At 42.8% G+C, this 23,999-nt stretch carries 18 protein-coding genes, 1 tRNA gene and 1 riboswitch; of the genes, 5 read left to right on the top strand and 14 right to left on the bottom strand.

The genetic code is table 11. The features are described 5' to 3' along the window. The 4 genes from G589_RS22110 to G589_RS0109640 all read left to right on the top strand — a co-directional run. The coding region (locus G589_RS22110) for a hypothetical protein (RefSeq protein WP_026521989.1) at window positions 1-285 on the top strand (285 nt) is incomplete at its 5' end. A gap of 15 nt (window positions 286-300) precedes the next feature. Beyond that, a complete protein-coding gene (locus G589_RS19485; protein WP_051192295.1) occupies window positions 301-918 on the top strand; it encodes a CHC2 zinc finger domain-containing protein in 618 nt (205 codons plus the stop codon). Next, window positions 887-2,332: a virulence-associated E family protein gene (locus G589_RS19480; protein ID WP_051192294.1), complete on the top strand. Its 1,446-nt coding sequence runs from the start codon at window positions 887-889 to the stop codon at window positions 2,330-2,332. The genes G589_RS19485 and G589_RS19480 overlap by 32 nt, the downstream gene beginning before the upstream one ends. 213 nt (window positions 2,333-2,545) lie before the next feature. Next, complete coding sequence (locus G589_RS0109640; protein WP_026521988.1) at window positions 2,546-3,964, top strand: tyrosine-type recombinase/integrase; 1,419 nt, start codon at window positions 2,546-2,548, stop codon at window positions 3,962-3,964. A 14-nt stretch (window positions 3,965-3,978) separates the two neighbouring features. On the opposite strand, the gene G589_RS0109635 is transcribed toward G589_RS0109640, so the two are convergent. The 6 genes from G589_RS0109635 to G589_RS0109610 all read right to left on the bottom strand — a co-directional run bounded on the left by G589_RS0109635 (window position 3,979) and on the right by G589_RS0109610 (window position 7,952). Next, window positions 3,979-4,062: transfer RNA gene (locus G589_RS0109635), tRNA-Leu, on the bottom strand. A 135-nt stretch (window positions 4,063-4,197) separates the two neighbouring features. After that, entirely contained in the window at window positions 4,198-4,869 is a 672-nt protein-coding gene (locus tag G589_RS0109630; RefSeq protein ID WP_242826439.1) for an HAD family hydrolase, read from the bottom strand. Beyond that, window positions 4,860-5,987, bottom strand: coding sequence for a CapA family protein (locus G589_RS19475; protein WP_051192293.1), 1,128 nt, complete (start codon window positions 5,985-5,987; stop codon window positions 4,860-4,862). Before G589_RS19475 ends, G589_RS0109630 begins: the two co-directional genes overlap by 10 nt. Before the next feature lies 1 nt (window position 5,988). After that, complete coding sequence (locus tag G589_RS0109620; RefSeq protein ID WP_026521986.1) at window positions 5,989-6,321, bottom strand: hypothetical protein; 333 nt, start codon at window positions 6,319-6,321, stop codon at window positions 5,989-5,991. Window positions 6,322-6,373: 52 nt separating this feature from the next. Continuing rightward, the gene (locus G589_RS19470; RefSeq protein ID WP_051192292.1) at window positions 6,374-7,171 is read right to left on the bottom strand and encodes a hypothetical protein; all 798 of its coding nucleotides are present in this window, start codon (window positions 7,169-7,171) and stop codon (window positions 6,374-6,376) included. Between the two features lies 1 nt (window position 7,172). After that, window positions 7,173-7,952: an adaptor protein MecA gene (locus tag G589_RS0109610; RefSeq protein WP_026521985.1), complete on the bottom strand. Its 780-nt coding sequence runs from the start codon at window positions 7,950-7,952 to the stop codon at window positions 7,173-7,175. Between the two features lie 320 nt (window positions 7,953-8,272). On the opposite strand from G589_RS0109610, the gene G589_RS0109605 reads away from it, so the two are divergent. Beyond that, window positions 8,273-10,921, top strand: a complete 2,649-nt coding sequence (locus G589_RS0109605) for a hypothetical protein (RefSeq protein WP_026521984.1) — start codon at window positions 8,273-8,275, stop codon at window positions 10,919-10,921. A 68-nt stretch (window positions 10,922-10,989) separates the two neighbouring features. Here G589_RS0109605 and G589_RS21120 read toward each other — a convergent pair whose 3' ends face one another. The 8 genes from G589_RS21120 to G589_RS0109565 all read right to left on the bottom strand — a co-directional run bounded on the left by G589_RS21120 (window position 10,990) and on the right by G589_RS0109565 (window position 23,836). Then, window positions 10,990-11,640 (bottom strand): sortase, encoded by a 651-nt coding sequence (locus tag G589_RS21120; RefSeq protein WP_022767484.1) that lies wholly within the window; start codon window positions 11,638-11,640, stop codon window positions 10,990-10,992. After that, window positions 11,637-12,734 carry a Cna B-type domain-containing protein gene (locus tag G589_RS0109595; protein WP_026521983.1) on the bottom strand — a complete coding sequence of 366 codons (1,098 nt, stop codon included), beginning with the start codon at window positions 12,732-12,734 and terminating at the stop codon, window positions 11,637-11,639. The genes G589_RS21120 and G589_RS0109595 overlap by 4 nt, the downstream gene beginning before the upstream one ends. Before the next feature lie 10 nt (window positions 12,735-12,744). After that, window positions 12,745-13,599: a class C sortase gene (locus G589_RS0109590; protein ID WP_026521982.1), complete on the bottom strand. Its 855-nt coding sequence runs from the start codon at window positions 13,597-13,599 to the stop codon at window positions 12,745-12,747. Between the two features lie 147 nt (window positions 13,600-13,746). Beyond that, a complete protein-coding gene (locus tag G589_RS0109585) occupies window positions 13,747-15,171 on the bottom strand; it encodes an isopeptide-forming domain-containing fimbrial protein (protein WP_026521981.1) in 1,425 nt (474 codons plus the stop codon). A gap of 78 nt (window positions 15,172-15,249) precedes the next feature. Beyond that, window positions 15,250-20,100, bottom strand: coding sequence for a Spy0128 family protein (locus G589_RS0109580; protein ID WP_026521980.1), 4,851 nt, complete (start codon window positions 20,098-20,100; stop codon window positions 15,250-15,252). Window positions 20,101-20,269: 169 nt separating this feature from the next. Further along, on the bottom strand, window positions 20,270-20,848 hold the full coding sequence (gene lepB / locus G589_RS0109575; protein ID WP_026521979.1) for a signal peptidase I: 579 nt from the start codon (window positions 20,846-20,848) through the stop codon (window positions 20,270-20,272). Continuing rightward, entirely contained in the window at window positions 20,841-21,503 is a 663-nt protein-coding gene (locus tag G589_RS21115) for a hypothetical protein (RefSeq protein ID WP_155832523.1), read from the bottom strand. Before G589_RS21115 ends, lepB begins: the two co-directional genes overlap by 8 nt. A 232-nt stretch (window positions 21,504-21,735) precedes the next feature. Then, a riboswitch (cyclic di-GMP riboswitch) is annotated at window positions 21,736-21,831 on the bottom strand. Between the two features lie 238 nt (window positions 21,832-22,069). Further along, the gene (locus G589_RS0109565) at window positions 22,070-23,836 is read right to left on the bottom strand and encodes a flagellar hook protein FlgE (protein WP_026521978.1); all 1,767 of its coding nucleotides are present in this window, start codon (window positions 23,834-23,836) and stop codon (window positions 22,070-22,072) included. Window positions 23,837-23,999: the final 163 nt, after the last annotated feature.

Genomic DNA, 23,999 nt, shown 5'->3' with positions numbered 1-23,999 from the left:
CACTCCAAAGAGATCAATCAGTATCATCTCTCCAAAAGAAAGATTGCTGAGTTTTGGGGCGATGCAGAACATGACTGGAAAGGATTGCGTGAGGAGCAGAAACAGCTTAGCACTGAGCTCGATACCATGAAGCTCACATGCAAGGATCTCGAAGCAATAGCTTCAAAAGCCTATAAGATCAGATGCATCACTGAGGCGTCTCTTGAAGAAGTCCAGGTCAAGGGACATCAGAAAGTACAGGAACATACTCCTGGCAAAAAGCGTTCCCACGACATGGAACGATAAGGAGGTTATAACAAAATGAATATCTTTAAGTCAGTCAAGGGGGCTGTGTCTGTTATGGACGCAGCTTCTTTTTATGGAATCAAAGTCAATCGGAGCGGGCTATGTAATTGCCCGTTTCACAATGACAAAACCCCAAGCATGAAAGTCGATATCCGCTTCTACTGTTTTGGATGTGGGGCAACCGGGGATGTCATTGATTTCGTGGGTAAGTTATTTGGGCTGTCACCACTTGAAGCAGCAAAAAAGATAGCATCAGATTTCAATGTGATCACTGATGACTCACCACACGGATGCTTACCCGCATATTCCAAGAAGGAAAACAACACAATTGTTCAGAGAAACAATGAATATCTGCTCAGAAAAGAAATCGACCTTTACGTTCGCGACGCCCTTTTCATTCTGCATCAGTACAGAGAAAAACTCCGAACCTTCAGGCAGGATTATGCTCCCAAGTCCATTGATGGACTTGATTCCTGTAGTCCTCTCTTTGAAGAAGCAATCAAGAATCTGAACAAGATTGACTGGATGATAGATGAGCTGACCTTCGGATCCAGGCCTGAACAGATTGAATTTATTAACAATTACAAAGGAGAAATAGAACATGTCAAATTTAGACTTACAGAAATTAACTGATGAGCAGATAGCTCAGATAAAAGCAATTCTTAATGCTGAAAATACCAAAGCAGTTTCCGAAGAAGCCATAAACAGTGAAGCCGATGATAACAATAACAATACTCTTGATGAACTCTTTGAACGTGATGCTAAAGGAAATATCAAACAGAGCAATTATAACTGTCAGCTTGTCCTAAAGCATGACCCTCTCTTTGCTGGAGCGATACGTTACAACGAGTTCAGTGACAAGATTGATATCTGCCGCCCTCTGGGATGGAAACGCTATGGAACTGCTTACTGTGACAATGACCTCAATCATATCATAACTTATATCGAATCCATCTACGGACTAAAGGTGGATAAGCATATCTCAAGAGCAGTGAGCGTTGTTGCCAGCGATAACAGCTATCACCCGATAAGAGAAAAGCTGTTATCTCTTTCCTGGGATGGACAGTCCAGACTTCCGGATGCACTTCATCACTTTCTAGGGGTAGAGAAAACTGAATTATCTACAGCATCACTTAAAGTTTTCATGTTAGGAGCAGTTGCAAGAGTATTTAATCCGGGATGTAAATTCGAGCTTATGCTTTGCCTTGTAGGAGGTCAGGGAGCTGGTAAATCAACCTTCCTACGCTTCCTTGCTATGGAAGACAGATATTTTACTGATGATCTCAAAAAACTCGATGATGACAGAGTTTTCCAGCGCTTGCAGGGACATTGGATTGTGGAGATGCCTGAGATGCTGGCAATCCTAAATGCCAAGGTAGTTGAGGAAACCAAGTCTTTTATCAGCAGACAGAGCGATAATTATCGAACTCCCTACGATACAGTAGCAGTAGATCATCCCAGACAGTGCGTTTTTGCAGGCACATCAAATAAGACTCAGTTCCTTCCAATGGATAAGTCCGGCAATAGACGTTTCCTCCCTATAGAGGTTCACATGGAAGATGCTGAGTGCCACATCCTTGACAATGAAGCAGCCTCAAGAGCATATATCGAGCAGTTATGGGCTGAAATCATGGAGATTTATAAATCCGGTGACTATAGCCTCACTCTTCCCAAAGAATTATATGGTGATCTTCTTAGAGTGCAGGATAAACACTCTCCCGAAGATCCTATGGAAACAGCAATCAGAAATTTCCTTGATGATCATGTTCCGCAGTATGTATGTGTAAAGATGCTCTACAAAGAAGCTCTTGATCATATGAGCTACGAGAATCCTGCACAGTGGGAGTCCAATGCTATAGCTGACATCATGGATCAGAAGATGACAGATTATAAGAAGATTTCAACTCATAGATTTCCTGTTTATGGCACCCAGAAGGCATGGGTACTCGTAAAAGAGCCTGAATTCAAGGATATCCCTGAAGGGATGGAATCTGAAGTTCCTTTTCTTCAGGAAGAACTTGAATGTTGTAAACCGATAAACCCATAAACCGGAAAATATAAAAATATATTTATAAAAAGCATATAAAAGAAAACAACTCTTGAAAAAACAGAGTTTATCAGTTTACAAATCAGTCCTTACCGGGCTGTTTTTTATTGCCATCAGGCAGTTATCACAACTAAACAACAACTATTCACAAGGCACTTGGTGCGGATTCATTCCGTATCAGGTGCCTTTTTCTATGCACAGAACGGAGGAAATATGCAGAACAAAGCAGATATCTACAAAACAATAAAGCTTCTCGAATCCCAGAAAGAGTCCTTGAACGTCCAGCTTGAGTTGGGTATCATAGATTCAGACGGTGTCAGAAATGAACTACACTTGATATCACAAAAAGAAAAAGTGCTTCGTGACAGGCTTGTTTTCATGAGCCATGTCACCGCAGATGGCGAGCCAAGGGCTATCAGCCATCACGAACCAACTCCCGGTAATCCCAAGGATTACTACAGCACAAAGATGCCTGATGGCAAGAAGATAAAGGCTACCACCTATGAAGGGTTAATGGATAAGCTCTTTAACTTCTACAGCAATGGAATGAAGGATTACTCTCTGGAATCTGTCTTTAAGGCTGCGCTCTATGAAAAAGAGATTACGGAGAATCCAAATCAGCAGACACTTTATCACTACAAGGCTGATTTTAGCCGCTTTATCTCCAAGGATATGGCTAAAAAGGATATCCGCAATATCACAGACACAGCATTAAAGAGCTACACCCAGGAATGGGTGAACAGAGATCATCCAAAGCAAAAGACGTTCTTTAGCTATAAAGGCGTTCTGAACCTCATATTCGGCTATGCATTCGCCCACAGGATTATTTCCACCAATCCTGCAGCTATGATGAAAAACAAGCCTTATATGAAGTCCTGCGACACAAGAAAGGCAAAACCGGAGGATAAGATTCTTTCCCCTGAGGAAATCGACAGCATCAGACAGGAAGTCAGATATCGTATGACCAAAAAGAAATGGGGCGAATATTATATCAATGGCTATGCCGTACTGTTTGCCATTGAAACTGGTGTCCGTGCCGGTGAACTGTGTGCTCTTAAATGGGCGGATATTACGGAAAACTCTATCCATATCCACGCCCAGCAGCTCACAAAAAGAGAATCAGGCAAAAAAGTTTATTACTATGACACATGCACCAAAAATGAAAAGGGAATATCCGAAGACGGAAGAGAATTTCCTCTGACAAGGAAGATTGCTGGTCTACTCGGAGAGATAAAGGAGCTTCAGGCCAGACTAAGCATATCCTCAGAATTCATCTTCTGCCATGAGGATGGCGAATGGATCAAGACAGATGCCTATGAGACGTTCCTCAGAAGGCTCTGCCAGTCCAAAGGCTTTAAAGTAACCAACAACCATGCCCTCAGGATGTCCCTAAATTCAAACGTACTGATCCCAATGAATGTTTCTGTTGCAGACAGGGCTGCAATGCTTGGTCATTCCATACAGACTAATCTTGCGTTTTACAGTTTTGCACAGAAGGATTATTTGGAGAATGTAAGAGATTTACTGGACTCGCAGGATGAAAACGTAAAGGGAACCCTTAGGGAACCCCACAATATTGTTCCTTTTTCCAAAAAAGAAAGCTCAGAACACTTGATTTCTCAAGCTTTCTGAGCCTTCAACTCGCGTGCGGAAGATGGGACTTGAACCCACACGATGTAAGCATCACAAGATCCTTAGTCTTGCTCGTCTGCCAATTCCGACACTTCCGCGAACCGTTCGTCTGAAGCGTTAACCGCTCGCGACGACTTTTATATAATAACAAGTTCTGGCCAAAACGTCAACAAAAATTTATAAACTTTTTTACGATTATTGCCAGCACCGCAACCTCAGTATTTATGCGCACATCACACCAGATTCAGAATCTCCAACGGATCATTTACAAAAAAATTATCCTTAACCCCGGAAGAAATTAATTCATCTTTTGTTCTAAATCCCCACAAACAGGAAATACTTTTCAGCCCTGTATTCACAGCCGTCTTGAAATCAACATCGGAATCGCCCACATAGATGCACTCTTCTTTTGTAACGCCAAGCTCATCCATGGCAAAAAGACATTCATCCGGGTATGGCTTTCTGCGCAGCTTATCCGTTACTCCGATGGCAACAGGCACGTACTCGCCGAAATAAATCTTATTGAGCTCACGAACCGCTCCCATAGGCTTATTCGAAACAATTGCCAGCTTATGGCCGCGCGCCGAAAGTTCTTTTAGCAATTCAGGAATATGCTTATAAGGCCCGGTCTTGATGTTGCAGTGCTGCTCATAATAAGCCTCGTACTCTGCCAGAATATGCTCAAACAACGGATGCGCCTCACCCTCCGGAATCGCCTTGTCCATCAGAACCCTTGCGCCGTTCCCGACAAAGTGCTTAACCTCATCAACCGAGCGCAGCGGAATCTCATACTTCCCCAATATATAATTGACCGAATCCGTGATGTCCTCGATGGTATTGAGCACGGTTCCGTCCATATCAAATATAACTGCCTTGTACTTCATCTTCCTAACCTCTAATTCCAATTACTTCCCCAGACGCTGTTACATATATCTACGCACTGCTGTCTGGTAAAAGAGCTATCTTGCTCCCTTATGGCATTCAAAGCCGCCAGTTCATCAGTATAGTCCGATAGCGGATAAACTGCAACTCCGTTATGTTCGTGGGTCACATGGCAGACAAGCGCTTTAACGCTACCATCAACAATCCTGACTTCACCCGATACATCTTTTGCCAGAGTGACCTGCGCCATTCCGCCAACCATGCGATCACAAGTCCCAGCTCCCGTCCCGGAAGTCCAGTTCACGAAATTCCCAAGAGAATAGTAAACAAGCATATCTCCGCCGCCATGGTTGTTACCATGCCCCGGAATATCATCTTCAATAAACTCCACAGGCTCTATCACATGCGGATGAGTTCCTATCACAAGGTCAGCTCCGCCGGCCCTGAAAACTTCCGTCCACTTCTTCTGGCTTCCATCAATACCGTGCAGATACTCCGTCCCCCAGTGAGGGCAGACAATGGTGAAATCCGCGTTAGCCTCAGCATAATCGAGATCTCTTTTCACCTTAGCTTCGTCCAGCATATCCACTGCAAAAGACATATCAGACGGCGCCGAAATCCCGTTGGTCCCGTAGGTGTAATTCAAAATCGCAATCCTGATGCCGTTCTTCTCAACAATGTCAACCGCATCCTTCTGCTCCTGCGATCCGTTTATCCCCACCACAGTCATCTCCGGATGAGCGCTCTGCCAATACCCCAGCGTATTAACCACACCTCGTTTCCCCTTATCAAGAGCATGGTTCGTAGCGTGACAAACCACATCAAATCCCGCCTTTGACAAAGCATCACCTATCTCGTAAGGCGCATTAAAAGCCGGGTACCCCGAGACGCCCAGCTCCTTACCGCCGATTATGACCTCCTGATTGACCATGGCCAGATCGGCAGCCCCTATATAATCCTTAGTTTGGGAAAAGATAAAATCGAAGTTGTAGTTTCCATCTACATCCGCAGCGCTTTCCTCCACCGGAGTGTGAAGGAGTATATCTCCGACCATCACAACAGAAACCTGATCCGGCGCCGAAACGCCGGATACAATAGCAATAGATGCAATTAAAGAAAGAACAAGATTTAAACCGTTCATATCACTTCACAGTCAGCTTGTCGATATAGATGCAAAGCTGCTTTACAACATTGACCAGCGTCCTGTATTTAAGCCCGATGTACGCTGCTGCCAGAGCCATAACCGCCGCAGCAATAAAGCTTCCTATAAAGAAATTCCCAAAGGCCGCAGCCAGGAAAATGCACGCACAAACAATAAGCGCCATCATAGGGATCAGAAGCCTCATCATCTCCTGATGGATCTCCGTGAGCTTAAGCTCAAGCCCCTCGCGCTCTTCCCATATTTCTTCCTCTGAGATAACATCAAAATCAAGCTTATCAAGATGCCTTAAATAATCTCTGAATCTCTTTTCCATATCCCCTCCAAACGCATATTTTATAGTAAAAGACACTTCTATGATATCACATTCATCGCAATTCCGTCACCAAATCGCCCAAATACTGTATTATCTTCAAATTAAACTCATCATTTCCCGCAATCGCCTTCGAAATATCGCAGTCCTCCTGGTCAGGCGTGCACTCTCCGCAGATATCAACCCCGATGATATCCCGGCCAAAGCATTTCTTCTCAGTAATAAAAAGAGCTCTCACAAACCCAAACAGCTCATCCACCGCAAGCTCTCCCTGATCCCAGTTGGTCACGACCTCGCCCCTCTTAAGAACATCCTTGTCAATTGAGAGATAAACCGGATGTTCAGTCTTAGGAAGGCTTATCCCTGCATCCCCCAAAAAGACATCTTCCAAATCGTAAAATTTGGCCTTTTCTCTGTCCTTTTCATCGAGCTCATCTATCAGTCCCCTGTCGGCACCAATGATGTGAATATCCCTCACAAACGGATTATTTTGGATAACATCCAGCACCCATCCGCCGCAGGAGAGAATGTCAAACATGGGCCTTTGCATGTCAGGGTGATGATCCAGCACAACCAGCGAGAAAGGCTCTTTTACCAAGCTCGTATACAGCGCTGAGATGTAATGATAGTTGCCATTATCTATGAAATGTATGCCCCGGGCAAAAGACCTGCCATCTTCCTCAAGGTCACCGGAAATGCGCCCCAGGATCTCCTCCCTCGCACTATCATCGCAGTAGGCATTTGTCCCCGAAATGTCCTTCATATCAACAAAACGAGAGCTTTTATCCTGAAGATAAAAGCTCTCATGATCATAGATTCCTGAAAAATTTAGTATCGTAACATTTTTGTTCATATCACTTTGCCAGATCTGCCAGATGGATAATGGCATCTTCCTTCATGATGCATTCACCGTGCTCCTCGATGAACATTGCCTCAGGTGAATTCACCGTCAGCATCTCAGAGTACTCAACTCCTGCTCTTCTCATATCGTAGATCACGCTCTCCTCAGAGGACATAAGTCCCGCAATGAGATAGAACGTATCTTTGTGCTTGTAAAGAGTAGAATCAACAATTGGAAGCTTCTGAACCACCTTGGAGAATCTCTCGATATCCTCAAGGTTCTTAAACTCCATCATATATTTAGCGTACTCGGAAAGAGGCTGGTAGCTGTAATCGCTCTCCTCTGGCTCTTTCGGCAGTGCGCCTTCAAAATCTTTTGCATAAATCCTGTTTATGGTATCGGTAACGTTGGTGATGACCTCGTTGAGAGCAACGCCCTTGTCTCTTCCGGTCTTCTTCTTGACCTCGTCCACCCTCTCCTGAGTCAGAGTCTTAAGGATGGTCTCAGCTGCTCCGCGGATTCTGTCAGCTGCCTTCTGAATGTCGTCGTTACTCATCTTAACTGCAAATATGCGGACGCTTCCGTCCATCATCATGTTCTTGCTCATCATCATGACCTCTGTCTCTGGGTCATAATCAAGCTGCGCCCCAACTTCCTTGTTGAGCTGTGCAAAGAAGGATGTGGTGTTCTCTGCACCACTTACAACCGCTTCGGGAGTCAGGCCGATCTCATGGAGTTCTGATGCTGCGATACTGCATTCTACTGTTGTTTCATTCATTTTTACTATGATCACTTTGCATCATCTCCTTTCTGAAATAAGGCTTCTTCCTCAAGTTAATTATATTACTACGCCCAGGTGCAGTCCACAATAGAGGGGTAAAATTTCTATTAAGATTTTATACAACTTATAATTTTTCCCCGGGAAATGACGAATAATAAAGAGAAAATAAAGCAGTCGTAAAAATATCATAAAACAGAATTTTAGTGCACTTTATGATGATTTTTATGATTGCGGATTTTTATAATTAAATCATAAGAATAACTAAAACCATGATCAAATGAATCAAATATGACTTTTATCAGAATAAAAAATCAGAGAAGGAGTACAAAAAAATGAGAAAAGGATTAAAGAACCAGAAAGTTGTATCAGCAGTTTTAGTAGGAATTTCAGCAATGATGGCACTTTCTACGCCGATGACAGCTTATGCAAGCGAAGGTGATATTCATCCTTTTGACGATGGAAACACAGAAGACCATGCAGTTACACCTGAAGTTACAGAAAGCCATATGGCTGACAGTGTTCAGGAAGTAGCTGAAACAGCTTCTGAATCAGTTGAAAGTGCAGAGACTGCAGTTGATACTGTAGCTGATCAGATCATCGAAGAAGTAGCTGTTACTCCTCCTGCGCCCGAAGCTCAGGCAGCTCCTGAAGCACAGGCAGCTCCTACCCCCAGCGTAGTAGACTCTGCAGAAAAAGACCTTGTTGACGCAGCAACGGTTGCAAAAGACGACACCAGCTATGATGCTGCTGCTGAAGCAATTGCTAATGCCGATGATAAGCTTTCAGATGCTGAGGCGGCAGATGTAGTTGCACAGAACGAAGCAGCAAAAGTAAAGGACGAGCTTGCAGAAGCAGCTGACAGCGTTAAGTCAGCAGAAGCCATCGCCGCTCTTGCTGACGGAACAGCTATGGATGCTCAGAAGAAAGCTGATGAGCTGGTTCAAAAGATTGAGAACGCCGAGAATCCTGATGCTCTTGCAGGATATGAAACTGAGCTTGCAAAGCTCATCACTGATAGCAATACAGACCTTGCTATGAAGAGACAGGTATATGACAGGCTTAAGTCCAGTTACGACGATGCACTTAAGGCACTTGATGCCGCACAGGCAAATCTTGATCAGGCAGAGAACGATCTCGACGATGCTCTGGACGGAACTGATGAAGCAAAGGGTGCTATACAGTATGCACAGGAAGCACAGCTTGAGCTTGAAACCGCAAAGGCTAACGTTGACAAACTCGCTGAAGCTCTGGATGCTGTTCAGGAAGCTGTTCAGGATAAGCATGATAATGCAAATGCTGTTAAGGATGCCATGGATACTATCGGTCCCAACACTAAGCCTACCTGGGATATTCAGCGTGATGTTATGAAGAATGCAGTTGTAGGCTATGTAATGCCGGAGCTCAACGGCGTTAAGCTCTATAAAGAGCTTGAATCTGCTAAAAAACTTGTTAACCCCGGTGACTACCACTGGGAGCGAGTACCCGGATTTGACCATCAGGATTATAACTATTGCGTACTGAGTTACATAGATGAATCCGGCAATAAAGTCGAAAAGTATTACAACTTCGACCGCATGAATAAGACGATAGGTGCCAGCAGATATGACGGCACGGGAGGCTCATACGGATTCTTCATGTTTGAGAAGTCTGCTGAGGAAATCGGTGCAGATAGTTTCCTCCGTAAGCAGTTTGGAAGTAAGACTGATGCACAGCTTAGGGATATGGAACTTAACGGAGATTTAGATGTCTTCGCCTATGAGAAGGACGGAAAAACAGAATATATGACAAGAGCTCAGTATACAGCAGGCATTGCAGACGGAACCATCAAAGAGATAAACGGTACAATGACGATAGATGGACTTGCAATCCATCAGGTCATCCAGAATAAGAACAACCTGTATCATGACGCAAACGTACTTATGATTGCCTCCACAGCTGATGCCAGCAAGTATCTGTACACCGATGCAGGTAAATCCAAGATCATCAAGAACGCTCTTAAGAACAGCCAGGGAGACGCTCAGGCTATAGCTAAAAAGATTGAAAAGATTGAAAAGGACAATGCAGCATTTAATGCATTCTACAGTGACGCTAATATCGCTGCCATTGCTGCTGACAAAGATATCTATGATAACAGCTATGACATATCCCTTGAGAAAGCTGAGCAGGCTGTAAATACTGCTAAGCAGGAAACACAGAATCTGGAAGATGCCATCAATACTCTGAAGGAAGGAAGAGCTTCACGCAAGACAACCAGCGTTGCTAAGATCCTTGGTGATAGCCAGATCGTTGCTGATCTTGGTCTTCAGAATATGAGCATCGCTCAGGCAATAGCACATCTTAACCAGAAGCTCAAAGATGCTGAGGATAAAGTTGTTGCAGCAGAAGCTGTCATGACACAGATTGAAGAAGCTGCAAATAATGTCAATAAGCCAACATTTGTAACTCCTACAGCTGTTACACCTGATACTCCCGCTGCTCCTGCTTCAGATGGAGAGGCAGCAGCTCCTGGTGAAGCAACACGTGCAGTAGCCGTTGCAACTGCCACACCTGTTGCCGCTACAACCCCTGCAGCAGCTCAGGTTCAGGATAATGCACCTGCTCAGGCAGCTGTAGCACAGGAAGCACAGGCACAGGCTCAGGTTAATACACCTGCAGCAGAAGCACCTGTTGTAGACATCACCGATGAAATGGCTCCTACAGCTGACGCACCTGCAAGCCTCAATGAAGGAAGCGTTCAGAACCAGGAATATACAGGAGCTGTAGTAGATATCACTGATGAAGAAGTTGCCCTTGCTGATAAGGCACCTGAAGGTGAATTAAAAGCTGATGCCAAGTATTCAACCCTGAAGGATATTGATGATATGACAAAGAAGCCAAATCTCTGGTGGCTCCTCATCATCCTGTTACTTGGTGAAGCAGGCAGAGAAATGTACAAAAAGCATCAGGAGAAGATGAAAGAAAAAGAGGACAATATTCAGTAAGAAACAGTAAGTAAGATATAAGAAAAACCACAATCTCTCAAAAAGGGATTGTGGTTTTTTATTATGTTTTAATTCTGTTTTCTGATGTGCTTGCTCTCTTCTGCTGCTTTTATAACGTCGGGCTCAGTTCCGGTTTCGCTGACTTCTCCGGTTGCTTCGCACCTTACAGTCACACGGTTCGAACCTCCCACGGTACAGGTAAACATGGTAAAATCCCACTCTCCTGCTTCCATCTCCTCCACATCATAAGCGCCTAAAGTCTCGATGTTGGCAACCTTATAGTGGAAGCTGATCCCGTTCATATCCGTCACGATAACCTCTTCACCGGTCTTTAGCTCGGGAAGTGTGCCGAAGTGCTCCACGTAATTGTGACCACAGACGATCAGGTCGTTATCGTAAGCAGAACCCTTGTATCTGCACACAGAAACCTTGGCATTGTCCTTACTCCACTCATCCTGAATAGGTAGTAAAAGACCTAAAGACGGAATCTGCACTGTTCCGATAAAACTTCTGCCTTCCACATCCACAATGGGCATTGGCCCGTTAAAATCACTTGGAAGCACCGTGTCAGGCATCTGCTGTATAACGCCAAGCAGGAGATTGTCAGATGAGGCTCCTGCCTGGGCGTTCTCGTCAAAGTTATGTTTGACGATGTAAGCAGCAATACATATTAGAATTACGCCAATGGCGATGTAGATATATCCTTGAATTTTCTTCATGCGTTCTTACTGTTCTTCCTGATACCTTTGACGATCAAAAATACGCCGGCGATAACAAGAATAGGAAGCGGCCACCAAAGCTGGCCTGTCTGAGGAAGTCTTCTGGCTCCGAGAACCTGTGGAAGATCCCTTATTGCTCCAAGAACTTCCGGAAGATCAGGAAGTCCCGGGTTATCAGGTGGTGTGTCCGGTGTATCCGGTGGTGGTGGCGGTGGTGGATTAAAACTGTTGGTACAGATGTACTCAAAATGATGTCCGTTCTGAATAACCTGAATTCCACTGCTGTAGCCTGATGCCACATTTACCTCTTCAACAGAGAATTGGTGATCACCTGAAACGCCCCACTCATAGTACCAGTCATTTTCTGAAGAAAGAGTTACTTCCTCCATGAACTCTCCGTCGCAGTAAATCCTGAAGGTTACTGTCTGTGGACGGTTAGCTGTATTTCCACTGTCGTTCCATCTCTTGCGAAGGCTGCAGTGTACGCTTGCTATCTTAGATTTTTTGGGCGATGCTGATGGGTTATAGTTAACTCTGACATTTCCTGTCTCTGTCATTTCAAGAATAGGCACCGGATAAAGGAAATTCACAAAGGAGTGAGTATAACCTCCTGCCTCTACCTTATCACTTAAAACATAATATACACCAAGATCAAGATCCGTATAATATGTCTTACCATCTCCATCTGATAATTTCTCTGCCACAGGAGAAATGTTATTCTCCTTTATGTAGGCAAGAAGGTTATCTGAATCACTTGCTTCTTCATATGAAACAAAGTGTTTCCATGCATCATAATCAAAACCATTGTTAAAGCAATCAGAATCTGTAAAAAATCCGGCAAACTGTTCTGTAACAGTGTATTGTCCCTTTTCATCAATTGTAGCAACCAGATAAAGATGTGACGGAACACTTGCCATCAGTTCTTCATCTACCGATAAGTGTGTGACTGTAAGACTTCCTTTTTTCGCCATGTCTATATTAGCTGTTGACACAGGCGCAGCAAACACAGTCTCACCGGGCAGTATCAGTACCATAAACAAAGTCATGATCACTGCAGCTATTCGAATATAAATATTCTTTCCTAGCATTTTCATAACTATCCTCTTAACTCTTTGATGCCTTTTTCTTTTTTTTGCCACGATTTGAAGTAAGCACCATAAATACTATAAATGCAATAAGTAGTATCGGAGCTCCTATAAATGGAGCGACCACTAAACTTCCATATCTGACCGCATCCGCCGGTACGATCAGTTTTGTCTCTTCATTATAATCAACACGCTTAGCCCTTACCAATAATCTGTGTGTATTAACACCATAGGGTGTGCAGGTAACCAGCGTGACATATTCTTTGTCAGGTTGTATTGCCAGATCCTGTGTTTCTTCCGGAAGAACGATATTGATCTGATCCACTTGATAAGCAAAGGTCTGGTTCAATATATGTAGTAAAAATGTATCTCCGACGATCATTTGATCAAGATCGGAAAAAAGCTTGGAGGACGGAAGTCCTCTGTGTCCTGAAAGTACTGCATGAGTACCTGCAGTTCCGGTGGGAAAAGAAGTTCCCTCCAAATGTCCTATGCCAACCTGTAAGACAGACTCCTCTGTTCCATGATAGATTGGCAGGTTTACACCAATGTTCTCGATTTCAATGTATCCAATTACTCCGGTTCCCGTAGCATCAAGAATACTACGATATTCTGCAAGCTCCTCATCACTTAATGTGAAGTTCATAGACTTTTGCGCCAATGCCTCGTTGTAAGCTATAGCGTCATTCCAGTACTTAGAGTAATCTTTCTCAGAAATATTGTCCAAAGCCTCCTGATAATTGGTAATAACACGGCTTTGGTGCTTGCTGTTAATATAATTACTTACTGACGGGTATAAAAAAACACATATTCCTACGATGAAGATGAGTCCAAATATTATATTAGGAATTTGTTTCTTTAATTTCTTACTCATTAAATGTCTTTCGCCTGATCTTTTGAATCATTTCTGTACTCCCCGGGCAGTAACTCTGCCCAGAGAATACAGTATGTTTCATATTTGAAACAAGATTCAATTTATATAGAACTTTTTCATACCCCAAAATACAAATCTAAAGATTTATTACTGTGCGTTAGCCTTTCTGCGGACGATGAAGTATGCAACACCTGCTACGATAAGTATACCACCAACAATGTAGAAGATTGTTGTACCGATTCCACCGGTTGAAGGAAGTGTAACACCTGTATTGTTAAGAACCTTAACCTCTACAAGCTTAGTAATATTTCTGTCAACAGTTACATCTTCAAGATAATCAAGCATCTGATATCCTTCAGGAGCCTTTACCTCTTCAAGCTTATAGTTAAGTGCATTGAGACCAAGAACATCAGCCTTGCCGTTTTCGTCAACTACAATAGTATCTGCAATAACTTCGTTAGAGTTCTTAGAATCAGCTACACGGTAAACACCGTCTGAAACCTTAACAACCTTGATCTCGTCGCCCTTTGCGCCGTTAACATCTGCATAGAGCTTAAACTCAGCACCTGTAAGTCTTTCTTCTTTGCCGTTCTTAACTGTGTACTTAATGATCTCGATACCAAGAGTCTTAACTTCTACAGGAGTTGTCTCTGCTGAAGCATTGTTGTCGTAAATAATGTGAACACTGTTTGTCTCAGGTACAAAAACTACTGCGTCCTTGTTAATAACTGCTGAATATGTAAGAATAAGATCGCTATTGGCGGCAGCAAGAACATCCTCTGCAGGGATGTCAATTGTGTACTGGTTCTTGCCATCTACTTCTGTAGCTGCTGACCAATTATATGTTTTTCCCTTGTTGCTTGTAGCTGTTCCTACAAATGTAAGTCCCTTTGTAGCTGTATCAACTACTACAATCTTGTCATTAGCAGGAGCTTCAGGAACGTGGATAGTAACAGTGTAAACTACGGGATCAAGGTTGTCATACATTGAATCAACCGGTTTGTTTCTTGTTTTCTCAACTGTTGTCTCTTCGTTCTTCTCATCGATTGTTACATCACCTACTGTCTGAACAGCAGCCTTAGTACCAAGACTTGAGAGGATCAGGTAGTAACCTGCAGGAAGATCAACTGTAGCATATTTCTGTCCATCGGTTGTCTCAAAGTTATCTGTAGCAATTGCATCATCGGTCATTCCGCTGAGCGCTGTAACGATATCGTCGCCTGTCTTTCCTGAAACTGCTGTGATGTACCAACGATCAGCTGCTGTAGCCTTTGTATAAGCAAAACATCCTGTAGCCGCGAGTTTCTCAGCAAGGTCTTCTGACTCAACGTAATAAACTACTTCGCCATTGCCTTCAAGGCTGAGGATCTCTGCCTTAAGGAACTGGTAGTATGTGTACTTGATCTTCTTAACTTCACCGTTCTGGCCCTCTTCAAGGTTGTTGTTGATGGTAAGTGTAGCTGTAGCAGTTGTGTCTGCTGATGTGTCTTCTGCCGCAAATGCTGTAAGGCTGGCGCCCATGATCATGGTTGCAGCAAGAATTCCTGTTAATAGTTTCTTAAATCCTTTCATTTCTTTTCCTCTCCTTTGAATCTTGTTTTTTGCTTTTGTTTTTCTTTTATGTTTAAGCTTTAAGCTTTAAACCTTTTCTTAGAATACTCTTCTCTTTTTAAAGAGCATCATTCCCGCAAAGGCGATTGACATAAGCAATACGCCGATTGCTACAAATTGACTTGTTCCTATTCCTCCGGTTGAAGGAATGGTATTTGTTACCACTTCAGTGTTAGTTACTTCTACTGCTCCGTAATCTCCATTTGAATCTACGGTTAGACTAAATCCCGGATCCTTGTAAGTAGCTCCGTCTACTGTTATTGTTCCTGCGTCATTAGCAAAGAACTGTGCATTTCCTTGTGCAGAGGTGATATTATATGCCACTGCATATGTTGCAAGGTAACTATCAGGTTCCTTGATGCAGTATTCATATCTGTTTCCGTCAGCATCTTCTATAAGAAGACCGGTCACTGTCTGTGTCCAATTATTCTCTGCAGACAATACAACCGAAGGTATTGCTGTATAGGAAGTCCAGTTTGTAGTTCCAACTTTTCTCTGCCAGATGTAAAGTGTCAGAGGCGAGTGTTCTGAAGTATCAGGATTACCAAGCTTATCAAACCATTTCTTGGTTACTGTAACCTCTCCTGAAAGTGAGTTGTTAAATACTACTGAAGATCCGTCTTCATTACCGTAAGTGTAATTAACCTGGAACACATTCTTTTGGGGTTCTCCGGTTTTTGGATCGGTACCAAGGTACAGTTCACACTGTGCAACCACACTGTCGAACCCAATGTCGGTAGCATATCTTATATCCGCTCCAAGATAGAAGAAGTCCTCTCTAACAGTAGTCTGGCCAACCGTACTGTAATTGCCCTGATTAGCCATGTTCTCACCGTTATAGGTCTTGTTGAATTCAGTGTGTTTCTTGGAAACCTTAATTTCAACAAAGTACTCAGTCTTGTCATAGATTACGCCACCAAGGCCTGTATTCTCCTCAGTAATTTTGTAATAATAAAATCCTTCAAATCTATATGGGATTGAAGAAAACATCCCTATAGCTGAGTAAGAACCATCTTCGTTCTTATGAGCATCCTTGCCTGTAAGCGTGATTGTGTTTCCATCAATTGGCATTGGCTGACCGGTTGGAATGTTTACCCCGTTTCCTGCCGAATCCTTAGCGGAATAGCTTATGGGTTCTATAGTAAATTTGAACTCCATATCATCTTTCCACTGACCGCTGGTAAAGTTCTTGGCAACCTTGATAGGACCGATTGGAAGACTGTAGTAGTTACATACCTGAACAGTTTGGGTATGAGAAGTATTGTCTACAGATGCATCTCCTACCTTTACATTCGTAGGTCCCTGGTCGTAATGGTTCTTGAGGTCTATGGAGTAAACAACTCTGTAATTATCTCCGCCGGTTCCTATTTTTGAAGCACCTTCCTTATCTTCCGTGACATCATACTTGGTAACTCGAGAAAGATTGGAATCATACAGGTAAGATATTGTGTTGGAAGATGGATCATAGGTAAAGGTGATATCATCTCCAACCTCTTCTACTGTGTATGTGCCTGCAGGAATTCCTGCTATAGTCCACTGAGCGCTTCTGTTGTAAGTTACAGGATATGTATTGTCTGTTGGCTGGTGTGAAGCAGCATCATACTCTACTGCCCTACCTTCTCTGGTTTCTCCCGAACCTCCAACAAAGCTGGTAAATACAATGTAGTTCTTTGTTGAATTATTGGTAATTCTGAAAGTGCAGTGGTTGAGCATTGCATACTCTTCACCATCTCTTACAAAATCAGCTCCCCAATCATTGACTACCATCTTGTGGATACGAAGCATTGCACTTCCTGTGTTGTAGAAGGCCGCTTTGTCTTCGGTGAGCTTGTTGGCATCATCTTTGGTAATAGCAGTAACGTAACCGGCAAGCCATGGAATACCATGATTGTTTAAGCTTTCATTACCAATATTCCGATTTATTCCATCAACGTTCGGATTATCAGCACTATATTTAAAGTAATCTACACTCTGATTACTCTTGCCCGGATTATTAACCCTTGCAATAATGTATCCCGTATCCTTAGTCAGAATCACGCCTGAGCCGGTATTATCAATATTATTCTCTGTTATTACAAGATATATACATCCGTTGTAAACAATATCCGATCCAAAATTGAATGCATATGAAATTCTGTCCCCATCATTTACCAGATACTCTGTAAGAGTCTTAAAGTTATAACCATCACTGGTAAGAGCTCTGACTGTAAAGCTAAACTTAAGCTCTCCCGGATCTGCATTATTAAGGTACTTCTTAAGAAGTATTCCTACATGCCCCTTAACAGTTGTGTTGTTAAAGGTTGGGATATTTCCATCAATCTTTTTAGTGCATTCCTCATCAGTGTAATAAGTCGGTGTGCTTACTCTGTAGTAAATGCCCTTTTTGCTTGTCTCATTCATATACTGAAGAGTAACTGTAACCTTAGCATAATAACGGGTCTCATCAGGGTAATAAGCATTTCCGTTAGCATCAGTAGCACCATTGGTCTCAGCAATCATAAACGTGAAGTCCTGACTAGCTCCGACATCACTTGCAGAAACATATTGGTAATTTGGCTCTGTCTTATCTTTGTTTCCACCAAATGTCACTGAATCGAAGAAAATGTTTTTGGGTGAAGCTGAATCATTCTCTACTGTCTCTACATGTGTCCAGCTTCCGTCTGTTTCCTTCTTATACAGAGCAAACTTGAATCCTGATGCAGTGGCATCCTTGTGGTCAATCGTCTTATAAGCCTGGAACTGAGCAGCTCCGCTTATCTGCTTGATCTGGTCATAAGTGTTATGCCACTCACCGGAACCTATCTCAACCTCAGGGAAAACCACCCATCCTGCGGATGTACCGTCATTCAAAAACTTTGCATTATCCTGCCCCGAGATGAATACTCCCACAACAGATCCGGAGGTTGTTACACTCTTTGAATTAATAAAGTTCCATATAACTGTCTTGGAAGCATTATTAGCTTGCTTGAGCATTTCATCTTTATCAGTTCCAACACCATTAACATTGAACTTGAATAAGTTGATGTTTCCTGCAGCTGTAACATTAAATACAATGGTCTGGTCATCTCTCTTGGTAATATTGAGCCATTCAGCCTGAGAAATGCCCTTCATATCCTCATCGTTTATCGTCACATAATAGGTTCCCGGATCTTGACCGGATATATCCAGATAGTATTTATCACCTGGATTTCTTGGAGCAAACCATGCATTCTGCGGCCTTGCAGCAAGGTCCTTGGATGCATCCTTGACGTACTGCATCATGTCTTTTACTACTTCCTCAAGCTCAAGCTGAGTATATGCAGTATCAAACTTTATGTGATCGCCACCTGTCTCATTAGCATGAGTGATTTGGCTTGTATACTCTTTAGGGACTATGAAGTAAGCATCTTCACCCTTTACCTGGAATTCCCCGTTTACTTTTGAAGCGATAAAGGTCTGCTCAACAGGGTTTGTAAGGTCATTACCAAATTGTGCCGTAGCTTCAACAGTAACAGCAGCAAAGTTTGTCTCAGACTCTTTAACTGTAATTGAATTTGTAACAATACCAAAGTTGATGGCGTCTCCAAGAACAGTTTCAAATGTATCCGTTCCGGCCTCATGCTTCTGATAAGAAACAACCGCAAACACGGAGAAGCTATCCGATGTGAACTCAACCTTCTCAGTTCCGCCAACCTCAGCAGTAGCATCTGCTAAAGTCTCAACCTTTATATCGCCTGAGGTAATATCTGTTGCTTCCTCAGTTGTAGCAATCTCAGCTGTCTCTTTTACCTCTTCCCTGATTGGAAGGTGCACAACTGCAACATCTGATTCGCTCTGAGCTGATAAGTCAGATGTGAGCTGCTGCTCCATGAACTCCATGGTTACAACAACCGATCCTTCCTTAGGCTGGATCTCTTTTCCCTCATAGATAAATGCTATGTCATACAGAAGAGTGTTGTTCTCGGTGTACTGAGTTGCTGCTTTCTGTCCTGCATTGCTTGCGATGGAGTCTGCATTCTCATTGAGTGCTTCCATATATGCATCGTAGTTATAGTTTGAAGTTTCAGGTGTTACCTCGTTGACCTTGAGCTCGATGCCCTCAGGGAACACGCTGCTTCTTGTTGTAACTATCTTTACATTTACTTTGTTGTCAGAGTATGCAAACTCTGTATCTTCGCAGGCTTTGAGGTATCTGTAGGTAATCTCTGCATCCTCATTAACTGTGATCACCTCGCCGTCCTTAGCTTCTATATCAAGTCCTGCAACTGTTACTTCTGCAGTATCTTCGTCTTCTTTCTCTTCAAACACAGGAGTTATCTTCGCAATCTCTTTATCCCCGAAGAAAGCTCCGTTATAGAAGTATCCGTCAACAAGCTCTTCAAAGCCCTCGCCAAACTCAAGCTCTTTTGCTGCGTTAAGCTCAGCCTCTTCCTTTATTTCAGCTCCGTCCATGTCAACGAACCTTACTGTGAGCTTTACTGACTTAGCATCGGCCTGAACTTCTTCCTCTTCCTTAAGCTCTTCCTCTGCTTCTTCCTGCTCCTCTAACTCCTCGTCAGGCTCTTTTGCTTCTGCATCCCCGTCTGCATCCTCTGAAACCTTCTCTTCTGAAGCATTCTCCTCTACAGTTTCTGCCTCAGCATCCCCACTCTTTTCTTCCTCAGCCTTGATTTCTTTGTTTTCCTGAGTCAGTTCGATGAGCTCCTGCTCAAATTCTGCATCAGCAGTCGGAATAACAATGCCCACCTGATCCAGCGCTTCCTCTGTCATGGCTGTTGCAGGTTTGTTAAGCCCATAGAGCGTTGCCGTACCTGTCAGAAGAGAAACACAAAGAGCGAATACAAGCCACTTCTCGTATCTCTCGTGTTTCTTTATGTAGTTTTTGGCGCGATTCTCATCTATCTTGCGCATTTACTTAAGCTCCTACCTTCTAAAACCCTAAACTTTACTTAAACTTTATAAACTTTATATAAACTCCCCAAGAGTAATCATAAAACGTACTGCAATATACAAAAAATATCTTCACTTAAGACTTTCGAAATCGTTTTCGGAAAAAGGTCGCAAAAAAAAATACTGAAAATTACAGTCCTCCGAAGCTCCCAAACGGATAAACTCTGTAAATGATCTTTCCAATAAGCTGTTCCTTGGTCACACATCCTACAACACTCGATCTTGAATCGATGGATGCGCTTCGGTGATCTCCCAGAACGAAATACCTGTTTTCCGGAACCTGATAAGGAAACTCGATATCCGTTGGTTCCAGGCTTCTGTCTGAAACATATTCCTCAGTAAGCTCAACTCCGTTGACTGATACCACTCCGTCAGCATCAATGTTGATCCAGTCTCCCGGGGATCCTAAAACTCTTTTGACCAGTACCTTGTTGTTATAGTAGAACGCCAGTAGATCACCGGGTTCAAAAGAGCTTTGGTTCTGCGCTATTACTATCTCTCCGGTATCAAGTGTCGGTGTCATCGAATCTCCGGTAACTTTAAGTACCGTTACAAAGAAACTTGAAACCAGAACTGCCAGAGCTGCGACCGTTACAACAACGATCAGAGTGTTTCGAAGAACCCTTCGATATTCTTTTTTGTTGTTCTCCCTCTTAAGCTCTTTTCTCAGCTCATCAACCGAGGGCTTAAGGCTCTGTGTATCACTCATCAGCTTTGCTTGTTTCTTCCTTCTTCTTGCGTGTCCTTGTAGCCACCTTAGCCTTAGTAGTTGTCTTGGCCTTAGTTGTTGTCTTGGCCTTAGTAGCTTTTGCCTTAGGCTTTTCCTCCTTAGGCTCCTCTATAGGTTTCTCATCAGTCTGTACCAGAACCAGTTGCGACCTTGCAGCTGCAAGATCCTTCTGGAAGTCCATATATTCCGCTTTGGCTTTATCTTGTAGTGCTTTGACATAGGTGTCTGCTGCCTTCTGCGCCGACTCCAGTATTCCACCGATCAAAAGCGAAGCCTCAGCGAGGTTTCCGGATTTTTCTATTTTGGTCAATGAATCATCAACCTGAAGTTGAAGCTCATTTTTTTCTCTTTGAAGTCTGGCCTTGAGTCCTGCAATATCTTTGTCGAACTTCTCCTGCATCTGAGCCTTCTGTTCATTAAATTTGGCTCTCATCTCCGCTTTTTCTTCATCGAAGCTCTTTAACAGTGCGGCTCTTTCTTCGGCCATCTGCTGTTGCATTGCGAGCTTCTCACGCTCGAGTTCTTCCTTGTATTCCTGTTCGTGTCTCTTAGCTGCCTCTGCTTCCTCCGAGAAGTTGATCATCATCTCAAGGAGATCTGCTCTGCTAAGTTTCTTAAGATTAACTTCTGCCATCTTGGCCTTCCAGATCTTGATATTTACTCTTTGTGCTCTGCACAAAAAAGGTATCATGTCCGGACTAATCCGCATGATACCTCGAATTGCAAAATTTGCACAAAAATAAGGCATACGCAAAATAGTCCAATCGTACGTAGAACAATTACTAGTACTAAAATCCCAAAAAAATAGACCAACTGTTTACCCCTAAACAGCCATGGTCATTTTCTATGGTGCCGTTTAATCCAGCACCAGCAACTGGCTGTCTTCTCACATTTTTAATTAAACGTGTCAAGACCCTTTAGCTTTGCGTCACCATCTCACGATGGCTTTGCCTTTATTCTGCTAAGATAAAACTTAACTCAAGAAAATAGAACTACCCTACACACAATAACTTCTAATCACGTTTCCCCTTATCGCGTGAATTCAATATATAACATAATTTATATTTTGACAATAAGTTTTTTCACAGAATTTTCACAGTTTCCAAAATAAAAGAGCCGGAAGATGCTCCGGCTCTGTGATTTAAAATTACAAAAAAATTAAAATTAATTTTGGTTTCCGCTCGTTGACCTTTTATCGTTTTATCGTTTTAGTCCTTTAAGTATCTGAAGCATCTCGTCAGAAGTTGTGATAACTCTGCTGTTTGCCTGGAATCCACGCTGTGTTGTGATCATGTCAGTGAACTCTTTTGCTAGATCAATGTTACTTCCCTCCAGTACTCCGCTGTTCATGTAGCCACCGTCCTTGGTGATATCCTGGATCATGGCTGCACCTGAGTTAAGAGATGCCTGGTAGAGATTATCTCCGACCTTCTCAAGACCCATGGCATTTGAGAACTCAGCTACTGCTATCTGAGCCTTCTTGATGGTCTGTCCGTTTGAGTAAGTTCCGTAAACTGATCCGTCGGTTCCGAAGGAAAGACCTGTGAGCTCTCCATTAGCATACCCCTTATTTAAGCCCTTGGTATCACCCTTGTATGCATAGATTGTTGATGAATGATTATTCATCTCACTTCCATAATTCGTTGTATTAGAAAAGTCTATATGCAACGGTCCAATCTTAGCTGCATCACCTGCGAATGTAAATGTGTGGTCTTTACTTGTTTCATTGGAGACACCCAATGTGGTTTCTAACAAACTATAAAACAACCTAATATGTGGATTATCTATTTCGTAATATATAAGTCCACCTTCACCATGTCCACCGGAAGAAAAGTTTCCAGTCTCAGCACCATAAATTCCATAATCTACTAATGGATCAATAGGATATTTGTTACCATTCTCATCTGTAATTTCCTCTAACGTAAAACTATAAATTATGCGATCCTCAGGATTACTCTTTTCATAGCTGTCATACTTGATAGAAAAGTGCAGAGTATAATCTTTTCCATCCATACCTGGAACAGTCTTATCAAATGTCGAATCACCTATGTTTCCACTTATTCCAAAATAGACAGACTCGAAATTTCCCTCTTCACCATAATGTAATTCATTTTCACCTACAACATAATTGATACTCGATGCAGAAACCCCTTGAAGCTTTCCATCATTTTTGTTGTACGTTAATAATACCGAGTTATCCTTACTTGTATTCTCTACTTTATTACCATTACTATCAAGTATCTGATCTATCGTAAGTTTGTACGTACTATTATCTGTATCAGCATTATCTGTTACACGAAACTTCAGTGTATATGTTTGTCCATCATTTCCATATACCTCAAGGCTCTGAATTTTACCCTCTTCAAGAGAAGGATCGAACTCGTCGAAATTCCCCTTAAAGTATGCCTCGGACGTTGCGCTTCCCGGCATAATATCTGCCATTCTGGTTGTAATGTTTCCATCTGCATCCACTTCAGTAACAGCCTGCCTGTCGATGAGCCTTAATTTGCTTACAGTCGCTCCGTCAGCAACTCCGCCATCTCCCATTACACCCATTACGTAGTATCCGTTGTTCTGGGTTACAAGATCACCCTCAGCATCGATTGAGAATGAACCGTCTCTGCCGTAGTTGAGGATCTGGCTGTCAGGGCTGATGATAAAGAATGATGGTCCTGTGATCATCAGATCCATTACATTGTTGGTTGTGATGGCTGAACCCTGTGCTGCAATATTTGTATATACAGAACCGAGCTTTGATCCAAGACCAACCTGAGCTATATTGGTAGCTGCAACTCTCTGGCCTGCTCCTGTTCCCTCTTTTACTGTCTGATAAAGAACATCCTGGAAGCCGGTAGCCTGTGATTTATATGCAGTTGTATTAACATTGGCAATGTTATTACCAATGACATCCATTTCAAGCTGATGGGTTTTAAGTCCGGCGACAGCCGACCACATTGATCTCATCATAGTACACGTACCTCCAAAACTATTATAAGGCTCTTCCTTTGTACATCCGTGTACCTAAGTGAAATCCATTTTCCGAAGATTTTTACATATCAAAAGACAGGCGGAGATATTCCGTCATATTTTTTATCGAATGATTAAACAGATAACTTTAGAGCTAAATCAA

Source organism: Butyrivibrio sp. VCB2001, from assembly GCF_000423965.1.
In the GTDB taxonomy this organism is placed as follows: Bacteria; Bacillota; Clostridia; order Lachnospirales; family Lachnospiraceae; genus Butyrivibrio.
The sequence above is the reverse complement of the archived record's forward strand: the minus strand, read 5'-3'. Positions and strand labels throughout refer to the sequence as shown.

Coding starts and splice junctions, on each gene's coding strand:
- G589_RS0109595 (WP_026521983.1), bottom strand. CDS start 12,734: ATGAAAATGCTAGGAAAGAATATTTATATTCGAATAGCTGCAGTGATC.
- G589_RS19470 (WP_051192292.1), bottom strand. CDS start 7,171: ATGAACAAAAATGTTACGATACTAAATTTTTCAGGAATCTATGATCAT.
- G589_RS0109590 (WP_026521982.1), bottom strand. CDS start 13,599: ATGAGTAAGAAATTAAAGAAACAAATTCCTAATATAATATTTGGACTC.
- G589_RS0109605 (WP_026521984.1), top strand. CDS start 8,273: ATGAGAAAAGGATTAAAGAACCAGAAAGTTGTATCAGCAGTTTTAGTA.
- G589_RS19485 (WP_051192295.1), top strand. CDS start 301: ATGAATATCTTTAAGTCAGTCAAGGGGGCTGTGTCTGTTATGGACGCA.
- G589_RS0109620 (WP_026521986.1), bottom strand. CDS start 6,321: ATGGAAAAGAGATTCAGAGATTATTTAAGGCATCTTGATAAGCTTGAT.
- G589_RS21120 (WP_022767484.1), bottom strand. CDS start 11,640: ATGAAGAAAATTCAAGGATATATCTACATCGCCATTGGCGTAATTCTA.
- G589_RS19480 (WP_051192294.1), top strand. CDS start 887: ATGTCAAATTTAGACTTACAGAAATTAACTGATGAGCAGATAGCTCAG.
- G589_RS0109640 (WP_026521988.1), top strand. CDS start 2,546: ATGCAGAACAAAGCAGATATCTACAAAACAATAAAGCTTCTCGAATCC.
- G589_RS0109565 (WP_026521978.1), bottom strand. CDS start 23,836: ATGATGAGATCAATGTGGTCGGCTGTCGCCGGACTTAAAACCCATCAG.
- G589_RS19475 (WP_051192293.1), bottom strand. CDS start 5,987: ATGAACGGTTTAAATCTTGTTCTTTCTTTAATTGCATCTATTGCTATT.
- G589_RS0109580 (WP_026521980.1), bottom strand. CDS start 20,100: ATGCGCAAGATAGATGAGAATCGCGCCAAAAACTACATAAAGAAACAC.
- G589_RS0109585 (WP_026521981.1), bottom strand. CDS start 15,171: ATGAAAGGATTTAAGAAACTATTAACAGGAATTCTTGCTGCAACCATG.
- G589_RS21115 (WP_155832523.1), bottom strand. CDS start 21,503: ATGGCAGAAGTTAATCTTAAGAAACTTAGCAGAGCAGATCTCCTTGAG.
- lepB (WP_026521979.1), bottom strand. CDS start 20,848: ATGAGTGATACACAGAGCCTTAAGCCCTCGGTTGATGAGCTGAGAAAA.